This is a genomic window from Fodinicurvata fenggangensis DSM 21160 (genome assembly GCF_000686045.1).
Lineage (GTDB): Bacteria > Pseudomonadota > Alphaproteobacteria > Kiloniellales > DSM-21159 > Fodinicurvata > Fodinicurvata fenggangensis.
The window spans coordinates 270,998-281,396 of sequence record NZ_JMLV01000003.1; the positions used below are offsets into that span (position 1 = coordinate 270,998).

10 protein-coding genes and 1 tRNA gene are annotated in these 10,399 nt (G+C 58.8%); 5 read left to right on the forward strand and 6 right to left on the reverse strand.

The window, feature by feature from the left end:
• The first annotated feature begins 64 nt into the window (after window positions 1–64).
• The 3 genes from aspS to hemN all read left to right on the forward strand — a co-directional run bounded on the left by aspS (window position 65) and on the right by hemN (window position 3,875).
• Window positions 65–1,852 carry an aspartate--tRNA ligase gene (gene aspS, locus BP38_RS0107070; protein WP_026987155.1) on the forward strand — a complete coding sequence of 596 codons (1,788 nt, stop codon included), beginning with the start codon at window positions 65–67 and terminating at the stop codon, window positions 1,850–1,852.
• 149 nt (window positions 1,853–2,001) lie between these two features.
• Window positions 2,002–2,346 carry a hypothetical protein gene (locus BP38_RS0107075; protein WP_211250250.1) on the forward strand — a complete coding sequence of 115 codons (345 nt, stop codon included), beginning with the start codon at window positions 2,002–2,004 and terminating at the stop codon, window positions 2,344–2,346.
• Window positions 2,347–2,522: 176 nt separating this feature from the next.
• Window positions 2,523–3,875, forward strand: a complete 1,353-nt coding sequence (gene hemN, locus BP38_RS0107080; RefSeq protein ID WP_026987157.1) for an oxygen-independent coproporphyrinogen III oxidase — start codon at window positions 2,523–2,525, stop codon at window positions 3,873–3,875.
• 28 nt (window positions 3,876–3,903) lie between these two features.
• Here the strand turns inward: hemN and radC are convergent, their stop codons facing one another.
• From radC to sfsA, 3 genes are all read right to left on the reverse strand, one after another.
• Entirely contained in the window at window positions 3,904–4,593 is a 690-nt protein-coding gene (gene radC, locus BP38_RS0107085; protein ID WP_026987158.1) for a RadC family protein, read from the reverse strand.
• Between the two features lie 17 nt (window positions 4,594–4,610).
• Window positions 4,611–5,426 carry a type I methionyl aminopeptidase gene (gene map, locus BP38_RS0107090; protein ID WP_155992263.1) on the reverse strand — a complete coding sequence of 272 codons (816 nt, stop codon included), beginning with the start codon at window positions 5,424–5,426 and terminating at the stop codon, window positions 4,611–4,613.
• A 142-nt stretch (window positions 5,427–5,568) separates the two neighbouring features.
• Window positions 5,569–6,282, reverse strand: coding sequence for a DNA/RNA nuclease SfsA (sfsA, locus tag BP38_RS0107095; protein ID WP_026987160.1), 714 nt, complete (start codon window positions 6,280–6,282; stop codon window positions 5,569–5,571).
• A gap of 95 nt (window positions 6,283–6,377) precedes the next feature.
• Here sfsA and BP38_RS0107100 point away from each other — a divergent pair, with 95 nt between their 5' ends.
• On the forward strand, window positions 6,378–6,830 hold the full coding sequence (locus tag BP38_RS0107100; protein WP_026987161.1) for a hypothetical protein: 453 nt from the start codon (window positions 6,378–6,380) through the stop codon (window positions 6,828–6,830).
• Window positions 6,823–7,578 carry a competence/damage-inducible protein A gene (locus BP38_RS0107105; RefSeq protein WP_026987162.1) on the forward strand — a complete coding sequence of 252 codons (756 nt, stop codon included), beginning with the start codon at window positions 6,823–6,825 and terminating at the stop codon, window positions 7,576–7,578. The genes BP38_RS0107100 and BP38_RS0107105 overlap by 8 nt, the downstream gene beginning before the upstream one ends.
• Before the next feature lie 6 nt (window positions 7,579–7,584).
• Here BP38_RS0107105 and BP38_RS0107110 read toward each other — a convergent pair whose 3' ends face one another.
• The 3 genes from BP38_RS0107110 to BP38_RS23315 form a co-directional block, all read right to left on the reverse strand.
• Window positions 7,585–8,805, reverse strand: a complete 1,221-nt coding sequence (locus BP38_RS0107110) for an EAL domain-containing protein (RefSeq protein ID WP_026987163.1) — start codon at window positions 8,803–8,805, stop codon at window positions 7,585–7,587.
• Between the two features lie 189 nt (window positions 8,806–8,994).
• Window positions 8,995–9,080, reverse strand: a tRNA-Leu gene (locus BP38_RS0107115).
• Entirely contained in the window at window positions 9,036–10,253 is a 1,218-nt protein-coding gene (locus tag BP38_RS23315; RefSeq protein WP_081816526.1) for a tyrosine-type recombinase/integrase, read from the reverse strand. The genes BP38_RS0107115 and BP38_RS23315 overlap by 45 nt, the downstream gene beginning before the upstream one ends.
• Window positions 10,254–10,399 lie beyond the last annotated feature (146 nt).

Genomic DNA, 10,399 nt, shown 5'->3' on the forward strand with positions numbered 1-10,399 from the left:
TTGACAAACTGCCTTCTTCGTTGCCTCTTGCCGCCGCCAATTCAGAGACGGAAAGAAATACCCCATGCATCCCTATCGTACGCATAGCTGTGGTCAGATTCGCGCGGCTGATGCCGGAACACAGGTTCGTCTGTCCGGTTGGGTCCACCGCAAGCGCGACCACGGCCAGTTGCTCTTTGTCGATCTTCGCGACCACTATGGTCTGAGCCAGTGCGTGATTGATGTTTCGGCCGAAATCTTCCCGCAGGTCGAGGCCGTGCGGCTGGAATCTGTGGTGACCGTCACCGGGACCGTGGTCCGTCGCTCGGAAGAGACGATCAATCCCAATCTGCCCACGGGCGAGGTCGAGGTTCGGATCGAGAGCTTCGAAGTGCAGTCCCAGTCAGAGCAGGTGCCGCTGCAAGTCAATTCCGACGAGGATGCGGGGGAGGAGTTCCGTCTGCGTTATCGCTATCTGGATCTGAGGCGGGAGAAGATGCAGCGCAAGATCGTGTTGCGCAGCAAGGTGATCGATTCCATTCGCCGCCGCATGGTCGAGCAGGACTTCCACGAGTTCCAGACCCCGATCCTGACGGCGTCCAGCCCCGAGGGTGCGCGCGATTATCTGGTGCCCAGCCGCCTGCATCCGGGCAAGTTCTATGCGTTGCCCCAGGCGCCTCAGATGTTCAAGCAGCTGCTGATGGTGGCCGGCTTCGAACGCTATTTCCAGATTGCGCCCTGTTTCCGGGACGAGGACAGTCGCGCCGACCGCTCGCCTGGTGAGTTCTACCAGCTTGACTTCGAGATGAGCTTCGTCACCCAGGACGATGTCTTTGCTGCCATCGAGCCGGTGCTGCAGGGCGTATTCGAGGAGTTTGCCAACGGGCGCAAGGTCACGCAGGCACCCTTCCCGCGCATTCCCTATTTCGAGGCAATGCGGAAGTATGGCTCCGACAAGCCGGATCTGCGCAATCCGATCGAGATGCAGAGCGTGACCGACGCCTTCCGTGACTCGGGCTTCAAGATATTTGCCGGAATGATCGAGAAGGACCCCAAGGTCGAGGTCTGGGCCATTCCCGCACCAGGGGGCGGCAGCCGGGCCTTCTGCGACCGCATGAACTCCTGGGCTCAGGGCGAAGGACAGCCTGGACTGGGCTATATCTTCTTTCGTGCTGGTGAGGGGGCCGGGCCTGTTGCCAAGAACATTGGTCCCGAGCGCACCGAGGCCATTCGTGCTCAGTTGGACCTGAAGGACGGAGACGCCGTCTTTTTCGTGGCCGGTGTGCCCAAGAAGTTCGCCGCTTTCGCCGGACAGGCGCGCACCCGCGTGGGGCAGGAGCTGGATCTGATCCAGCAGGGCGAATTCCGCTTCTGCTGGATTGTCGATTTCCCCATGTACGAACAGGACGAGGAAACCGGACAGATCGAGTTCTCCCATAACCCCTTCTCAATGCCGCAGGGCGGCCTGGAAGCGCTTGAGAATGACGATCCCTTGGATATCAAGGCCTTCCAGTACGACATTGTCTGCAACGGTGTCGAGCTGTCTTCGGGCGCCATCCGGAATCACTTGCCGGAAGTGATGATCAAGGCTTTCCAGATTGCCGGTTATGATCGGGACGAGGTCGAGGCTCGTTTCTCCGGGCTTTTCAACGCCTTGCGCTTTGGCGCACCGCCCCATGGAGGGTCGGCTCCGGGCATCGACCGTATCGTCATGTTGCTGGCGGACGAGCCCAACATCCGCGAAGTGATCGCCTTCCCGATGAACCAGCGGGCCGAGGACCTGATGATGGGTGCGCCAGCGGAGGTGCCTCAGGAACGCTTGAAGGAACTGCACCTGCGCCAGGTCTTACCGCCCAAGCCGGCTGCCTCTTGATTCCCGACGTCGACGTGGCCAAGATTCCCGGGATTTGTGGAACTCGAAGAGCTTTCCAGTCGAAGGTATGATCTGTCCTCGTCAATGACGCGAGAAGGGTGAAAATGTGCAGCAGATTGCGAAGAAGGGGGCTGAGTTTCGCTCCCGTCTTGATCGCCGCAGGCCTGTTGGCTGCGGCCTATCCTGCCTATGGCGGGGAAGCCGATGTTCTTGAGGTCCAGGTTAACGGGGCTGAAGGGCTTTACCGCTTCGAGGTGACCGTTCGCCATACCGATGAAGGCTGGGATCACTATGCGAATGCATGGGAAGTTGTCGGCCCGGACGGCGAGGTCCTCGCAACCCGCGAACTGGCCCACCCTCATGTCGAGGAACAGCCCTTCACGCGCAGCCTGCCGAACGTCGAGATCCCGGACGGCATTTCGGAAGTTTCGGTGAGGGCCCGTGACAGTGTCCATGGTTATGGCGGGGAAGAGATAACCGTGGAGTTGCCGTAAGGCAGCGTCTCGGGAGCAAGTCGATACCCCTCAGCGCCTGGAACGACAGGTTTGTGCTGCAAGATTGATCTCGCGCAAAGACAGGACCGGCATGCGCGGTGAGAATGGCGATGCGTTCGGGCAACGGACGCATGTCGCCATCACTGCGAAGCTGTCAAAGCGAGAGATCACCTGACATGGATAAAGATATCGCCGCCTGTTACATGAATGCGCGGCTGCCACGATATACGAGCTATCCAACTGCGCCCCACTTTTCCGATGTTGTCTCGCAGGAAACCTATGCGAACTGGCTCTCTTCCCTGAGCTACAGCCAGACAGCCTCGCTCTATCTGCACATTCCCTTCTGTCGCTCCATGTGCTGGTACTGCGGCTGCCATACGACAATCACGCGCCAGGATACGAAAATCATCGACTACCTGTCGGTCCTGCGCGAGGAGATCGAGTTGGTGGCGAAGCAGCTTTCGCGGCCGCTGTCTGTCAATCACCTGCACTTTGGCGGTGGCACGCCCACAATTATCTCCCCAGATGAGTTCCGTGCTCTCATGGATCTGCTGCGGCGGAGGTTTCTGTTTACGGACGATGCGGAAGTCGCGGTCGAGATCGATCCTCGCAGACTGACGGGCAAGATGATTGACACACTGGGCGCGACCGGGGTGACGCGAGCCAGCCTTGGGGTGCAAACCCTGGACCCGCTGGTCCAGAAAGCCATCAATCGCATCCAGGGTTATGAGCAGGTTGCTGCCGTGACAGATGGGTTGAGGGCAGCGGGTGTTGCGGGCGTGAACTTCGACCTGATCTATGGTCTGCCGAATCAGACGCCGGAATCCTGCATCGCAACGGTCAAGCAATGCCTGGAGCTGCTCCCGGGTCGCTTTGCGGTCTTTGGTTATGCCCATGTCCCGGACTTCAAGAAGCATCAGCGCAAGATCGACGAATCGGCACTGGCTGATGCCGAGGGGCGCCTTGCGCAAGCCGATGCCATCAAGAGGACCTTGCTTGGGGCCGGTTACGAGGAGATCGGCATCGATCACTTTGCTCTTCCGGATGATCCAATGGCCCAGGCGCAGCGGCAGGGGGCCCTTCATCGCAACTTCCAGGGCTATACGACCGATGTCAGCGATGTCCTGATCGGTTTGGGGGCCTCCGCTATCGGGCGCCTGGAGCAGGGTTATGTGCAGAACAACGTTGTGCTGGGTCGCTATGCTGCGCGTGTCAGTCAGGGACAGTTCGCCACCACGAAGGGACTTGAGCTGACGAATGAGGATCGCCTGCGGGCGGAGATCATCGAGCGCCTGATGTGCGACTTTCGGGTCGATCTCGGCACGGTCTGCAATCGTTTCGGAGAGGATCCGGCTTCGATTCTGCAGGATACGCCTCAGCTTCAGGCGCTTGCCGCCGATGGCCTGATCCAGATCGATGGAGACGTGGTTTCGCTTGCCGAGGACAACCGTTTCCTCGTGCGGAATGTTGCGTCTGCCTTCGACTCTTATCTCGAAGCATCCGGCCGCACTTTCAGTCGTGCGGTGTAAGCGGAGACGTTTCCTGGAAGGCGGTTCGTCAGAGCAGTCCCAGGCTGCGAAAGCTGCTGTGCCCTTGGCGGCCGATTATGATGTGATCATGAATCTCGATGCCCAGGTGCCCGGCGGCAGTGCGGATCTGCTTGGTCATCTCGATATCGGCCTGCGAGGGCGTGGGATCGCCACTGGGGTGGTTGTGCACCAGGATCAGGGCCGAGGCGCCCAGTTCCAGGGCGCGTTTCACTACTTCGCGCGGATAGACCGGCGTGTGGTCCACGGTGCCGCGCTGCTGACGCTCGTCGGCGATCAGCTTGTTCTTGCGATCCAGGAACAGCAGGTGGAAGTTCTCGACCTTCTCGTGAGAAAGCTGCAGGTGGCAATAGGTGAGCAGCTTGTCCCATGACGAGATCACGGTCCGTTCGTGGGCTTCTTCCCGCGCCAGGCGCTGGGCGGCTTCGGTGACCACCTTCACGGTCGCTGCTCCGGAGGTGCCCATGTGCGGCACTTTCTGCAGCTGCTCGGTTGGCGCATTGAGCACGCCGCCCAGGGATCCGAACTCCCGGATCAGTGCCTTGGCCAATGGCTTGGTGTCGCCACGTGTCTTAGCTGCGAAGAGCAGCATTTCCAGGATTTCGTAGTCGGCAAGCGCCGTGCTGCCGCGCTCGAGAAACCTCTCGCGCAGACGTTGGCGATGGCCGCTGGGGCCGTTATCCGCTGGCAGGCCACTCATAGGCGCTCAGCGGCAGCTCAGGGCACATCGACGTAGGGCGGTGCGGTCCAGCCCTTTGGTGAGTAGGTGAAGACTTCATGCCCGTCCGAGGTCACGCCCAGGGAATGCTCGAACTGGGCGGAGAGGGAACGATCGCGGGTTACGGCGGTCCAGCCGTCCTCCAGGATCTTCACGTCATAGCGCCCGGTGTTCACCATAGGCTCGATCGTGAAGAACATGCCTTCCTGCAGTTCGACTCCCGTTCCGGGCTGGCCATAGTGCAGGACACTGGGGGCCTCGTGGAAGACCGTCCCAAGGCCGTGGCCACAGAAATCCCGCACCACGGAATAGCGGTGCTCTTCCACATAACTCTGGATGGCGTGTCCGATGTCGCCCAATGTGGCACCTGGCTTCACGGCCTTGATACCGCGCATCATGGCTTCGTAGGTAACTTCGACCAGCTTGCGGGCCTTGACCGGAACCTTGTCGCCGATCAGGAACATGCGGCTGGTGTCGCCGTGCCAGCTGTCCAGGATGACGGTGACATCGATGTTCATGATGTCGCCATCGCGCAGTTTGCGCTCTTCCGACGGGATACCATGGCATACGACGTGATTGATCGAAGTGCAGACCGATTTCGGAAATCCCTTGTAATTAAGCGGGGCAGGCGTCGCACCGTGTTCCACGATGAAATCGTGGCAGAGGCGATCCAGCTCACCTGTGGTGACTCCGGGTTTTACATAGGGCGTTATGTAGTCGAGGGTTTCGGCGGCCAGTTTGCCGGCACGACGCATACCCTCGAAATCTTCGGCCGGATGAATGGTGATCCGTCGTTGCTCGCGTTGAGCAAGCATTGAGTCGTCCTGCTGCATTGCTTCCTGAATCCGGTTGGCGCCGAGTGGCTTCGGCAGTCACGGGTGATTCCGCAGTCCATCTAACTTTGCGCCTTTTGGGGCGTAGTTCAAGTTCAGCCTAGCTTCATCGAACGACGGACCGTCAGCCAAACGAAGGTGAAAGCGGCAAAGGCTGCCGTATGGTGATTTGCTTTGTCGTGATTTCACAATCATAGCAAAGGATCTCGACCCCTGCATTGATGGCGTCCCGGAAGGTGTTCGCATAGACAGGGTCAATATCAGCGGCCGGACAGAAGCTCGTACAGTCCATGCGCTGTACAACGAACAGCATCACGGCGCGGTGCCCATTCTTTACCATCTGCATAAGCTCCTGCAGGTGGCGGCTACCCCGAGCAGTCACGGAATCCGGAAACTCGGCAAGCCCAGCCGTACGCATCAAATGCACATTCTTGACCTCAAGATAGCAGTCGGGAAGGTGCTCACCTTGCAACAGGAAATCCACACGGCTCTTTTCTCCATAACGCACCTCACGGCGAATTCCGTCATAGGCTGAGAGCTCAGGAATAAGACCTTCTTCAAGGGCTTCCGTCACCAGTCGGTTGGGCAGGTTCGTATTGATCCCAACCAGGTCTCCATCGGCTTTCGAGATTTCCCAGGTATAGGGGTGTTTCCGCTTTCCGGTGTCGTTCCAGGAGAGCCAAACTGGAGATTCGGGTTTATCCAGTCCCATCATCGATCCCGGGTTCGGGCAGTGAACGACGGTTGCTTCATCCTGACCTTCCAGAACAACGTCGGCCAGGAAGCGTTTGTAGCGACGGAGCAAGTGGGCTTTATGCAAAGGTGCGGAGAACTTCATGACCAGTATTGCCTATAAGAAGTGGGGGTGAAATTTTTACCGGAGCGGTCCTCTTGAGCTTGCACTTTTAGGATGTTCAGCACAGTCTTGCACTCATGAAGAACACGCGCTTTCCATATGCTTTTCCTGCCCTGCGCGCGGCCGCCGTCTCGGCAGGGATTCTCGTTCTGCTTGGCGCCTGTGCACAACAGCAGTCCACTGGAGGAAACGAACAGGAGGCTCCGGCGGCCTCTGGGACGACAACCTCGCACCCGGACAATCGCTCTCCATTGTTGATGGGCGATGGCGTGTCCGACAGATGGCGCGAGCAAGGTGAAGATGTCTCCGAGCAGGATGCGTTGGAGAGTTGCAACGCCTATGCCAGCGCCGTTGTGGCCCGCGATCGTCGCATCGACAGCGATCGGAATGCTGGTCTTGATACAGGCGGCCCTCTGTCCGGTTCCTCAAGGCTGAGCGAAAGCATGCGGATTGAGGGCGAGAAGAACGCCTACGAGCAGCAATTCTCGAGTTGCATGGAAAGCCGGGGTTACGGGGACGCTAGTGAGTGAAGACAACAGGGTGGTTACGGCCTGCCTGATCATCATCGGCAACGAGATTCTCTCGGGTCGTACCCAGGATGCCAACCTTTCCTTTCTCGGACGCCGCTTGAACGAAGAGGGCGTGCGTTTGGCAGAAGTGCGTGTGCTGCCGGACTCCCTGGAGATTCTGCCGCCTGCCATTCGTGAGGTGAGTGGCAAGTTCGACTATGTTTTCACGACAGGCGGGATCGGCCCCACACACGACGATATAACGGTGGATTGTGTGGCGGCCGCTTTCGCGGTGCCTGTGATCGAGCATCCAGAAGCGCGCGGGATTCTTGAGGACTATTACGGGAGCAGCCTGACAGATTCACGCCTGCGCATGGCGCGGACCCCCGAAGGTGCCAGCCTGGTGCCCAATCCCGTCAGTGGCGCCCCGGGGATCCGGAAGAACAATGTCTACATCTTTGCCGGCGTTCCAAAGATCATGCAGGCCCAGTTCGATGCCATCGCGCATGAATTGAATGGCGGTGCGCCGCTGCTTTCCGAAAGCATTGCGGCATCTCTTCCAGAATCGGTTGTGGCCAGCGGGTTGGCAGAGATACAGGAACATTTCACCGAGGTTGAGATTGGCAGCTATCCCTTCCAGAAGGGGGGACGGTTTGGCACCACACTCGTTGTCCGCTCGGCCGATCCTGACGCCCTGAAGGCAGCCAGCGAAGCCATCATGGCCTTGGTGGTATCTCTGGGAGGCGAGCGCGATAGCAGCGTGGCCTGAAGCGCTTCAGCGCAGTCTGGCCCGCGGCAGGCCATCCACATAGTGCCCCTGGAAAAGCTGGATTCCGAATTTCTGTCCGAAGCGGATCACTTTCTCATCCTGGCAGCGGTGCAGGATGGTGTGATCCGGCCCATTGCGCTGGACCAGGCTTTGCAGCTCACGAGCCACGGAATTGTTGAAGCGCGACGGCCAGGAATCATCCCAGACCAGCTTTACGTAATCGACTTTCAAGTGATCGCGGTCGATACGGGAGAATCCGTCCAGGCCAATTCCATCCAGGCAGAGTCGATAGCCTTGCTGCAGAGCGAAGTCGCGTGCAAAGGCGAAGTTCTTCAGGTCGCTGAAGACGTCGTCGTATTGCAGCTCCAGCATCAACCGCCCGCGCAGGCCGATGGGCATTTCCTGGTCGAACTTCAGGAATTTCTGCGAAAGCAAGGTCGCAACATTGATGTTGATGGAGACCATTTCATCACTGGAGCGCGAAGCCTCGTGGCGCAGGACCACCAGCATGCGTAGGTCAAGGATCTGGGTGAGGTACTTGAACAGGGCACGGTTATCCAGAAGGTCTGTACCGGGCAGCAGGTTGCGTTCAACCTCTCGGATCGAGGTAAAATACTCCGTGAAGAGTCTTTGCGTCTTGAGGTCGTCTGTCAGGCGGCAAGCCGATTGCTGGCGTACAAGGTCGGTGATGTCCGCATTTTCCAGCAGGCGCTCCAGTTCCGCCAGGCCCTTGCTGTCCAGCGGACGACGGTCATCAAACCCGTTGTCGTCTGCATCCCTCTCGCCCGCATGTGCTCTCTGCTCCCGGACAGCCAGGTTACGCACGTGACTGAGAAACACGTCGTATTTGAGATCCAGGCTGAAGCGCAGCAGGATGTGTTCGCGGCGCAGGGTGTCGAGGGAAACGTCATGCTCTTCCAGCAAACTGGCCAGTTTGCCTTCGGCAGCCTCCAGCGCCTTGATCTGGCGTGAGATGCCGATAAAGACCAGGTCCTGATTGTGTAGGTGGTAAAAGTCACCTTCCAACGCGTTGAGAGAGGTTTCGAAGACCTGGGAAACAATCCGAGCCTGGTGTTGATTGAAACCCTTGTCGGCAAGCTTCGAGATGCGCAGATGGACGGCCATTCGTCCCATGCAGCGCCCCTTCAGGCGCTCGACCTGAGCCAGAAGCGCTGATGCCTTGTGACGGCGCACAGTCTCACTGCTGCCCGTCTTCGCTCCCTTCATTTGTGCTGTCGAAGACACCACGTTTCTTTCACCCGTTACCAGAAGCGGGCCGTTATCTGGCCACGCCTGTTTCCATTGCCTTTTGCCCCTTGGTCAACCGTCTCTTGTCCGGGGACAAGCTCGATTGTGCCCAACAGCCTAGCGGAGAAAAGGTGAAGAATGTCTTACGTCGCCAAATGGAGAATCAAATGGTGCGGACGGCGGGACTCGAACCCGCACGGGCTATGCCCTCAGGATTTTAAGTCCTGTGTGTCTACCTGTTCCACCACGTCCGCAGGTTTTGTCAGGTGGTTGATATACCTGTGTTTTTCCTCAGTGTCGGCATGTGTAGCAGCCGGAGTCCGCAAGTCAATACCCCTGATTCCCCCACCAGATTCCCCCGCAACTACGGAACTGAGGACCTCATGTCCTGTGTGCCTGATGGCGTTCAGGAGGCTCTGGTCGCTGACGTGAGCATAACGCTGGGTGGTCACGATGGTCGAGTGCCCCAGGAGCTGCTTGATGATCATGAGGTTCTCACCTTGCTCCACGAGCCTTGTGGCCCTGGTGTGACGCATGGCGTGGACCACAAAGCCCTCGTCGTTCTGGAGCCCCATCTCTCTTTTCGCCTTGTTCCAGAAGTGTCGGATGCGTTCGATGTGAAGGTTCCCGAAGAGCCCGGTGTCCATACGAGACTGGAGGACCTCAAGGGCCCTGTCGGTCAAAGGGATCGACCGGGGCTTGTTTGTCTTGGTCTTCCAGAGATGGACCCATACGCCCTGGATGTCCTGAGTTTCAATACCACGTATCTCGCTCTTCCGCATCCCAGTGTCCAGCGCGACCCTGCAGAAGTCAGCGACGTCGTGGGCCCCGTAGCTCTCCAGGAGGTCGAGGAGCTGGTCCTCCTCATCATGGGTCAGCCAGCGGATGCGGTGGGTCTCTTCGTCCTGCCACTCGATAGTCGGGAGCTCACTGAGGTACCTGCGCTGCTTGCACCACTTCAGGAGCTTGTTCAGGGCCGACAGGTGCCGGTTGACCGTGGCGTCTGAGCGAGAGCCGTTCTTGCCACTGCTGGCGAGCTTGGGGATCAAGTCGTCGATGTCCTCGGTCTTGATCTCGTCGATGCGCTTGTCCATCCCGATGTGCTTCAGGCACTCGCGGACCTGGGTGGGCCCAGCGATCTCTAGGGACTTGCCACCCCACATTTGATCCTGAGCCTTCTTCAGTGCCTCCAGGATGGTCTCAGGAGCCGCCGTGGGCTTCTTGGAAGGTGCATGTGCCTCCGGGATCACTTGCGAGTCCTGAGTCAACTGTGGGCCATCCAGGAGCATCTGCTTGAGTTCTGCTTCCTTGGCCTTGGCGTCGGGCAGGGATGCACAGCGAGCTCGGAGGCGTTGGCCCTCTCGTTGGACTTCGACCCGGAACTGTCCGGTGAGCTTCCCGTGTTTCTTGTCAGCGTAGATGGCCATGGTCTGGTTCTCTTTATATCAGGCAGATCAGGTGCAGAGGTGATGCCCATCCCTGGGGCACTTGGTCACCAACGGCCTTAGGGTATTGCGTAGGTACATTTTAACTTGTGTTGACACCGTAAAATATACGGTTTGATTGAATCACG

Coding starts and splice junctions, on each gene's coding strand:
- aspS (WP_026987155.1), top strand. CDS start 65: ATGCATCCCTATCGTACGCATAGCTGTGGTCAGATTCGCGCGGCTGAT.
- hemN (WP_026987157.1), top strand. CDS start 2,523: ATGGATAAAGATATCGCCGCCTGTTACATGAATGCGCGGCTGCCACGA.
- radC (WP_026987158.1), bottom strand. CDS start 4,593: ATGAGTGGCCTGCCAGCGGATAACGGCCCCAGCGGCCATCGCCAACGT.
- map (WP_155992263.1), bottom strand. CDS start 5,426: ATGCTTGCTCAACGCGAGCAACGACGGATCACCATTCATCCGGCCGAA.
- sfsA (WP_026987160.1), bottom strand. CDS start 6,282: ATGAAGTTCTCCGCACCTTTGCATAAAGCCCACTTGCTCCGTCGCTAC.
- BP38_RS0107100 (WP_026987161.1), top strand. CDS start 6,378: ATGAAGAACACGCGCTTTCCATATGCTTTTCCTGCCCTGCGCGCGGCC.
- BP38_RS0107110 (WP_026987163.1), bottom strand. CDS start 8,805: ATGAAGGGAGCGAAGACGGGCAGCAGTGAGACTGTGCGCCGTCACAAG.
- BP38_RS23315 (WP_081816526.1), bottom strand. CDS start 10,253: ATGGCCATCTACGCTGACAAGAAACACGGGAAGCTCACCGGACAGTTC.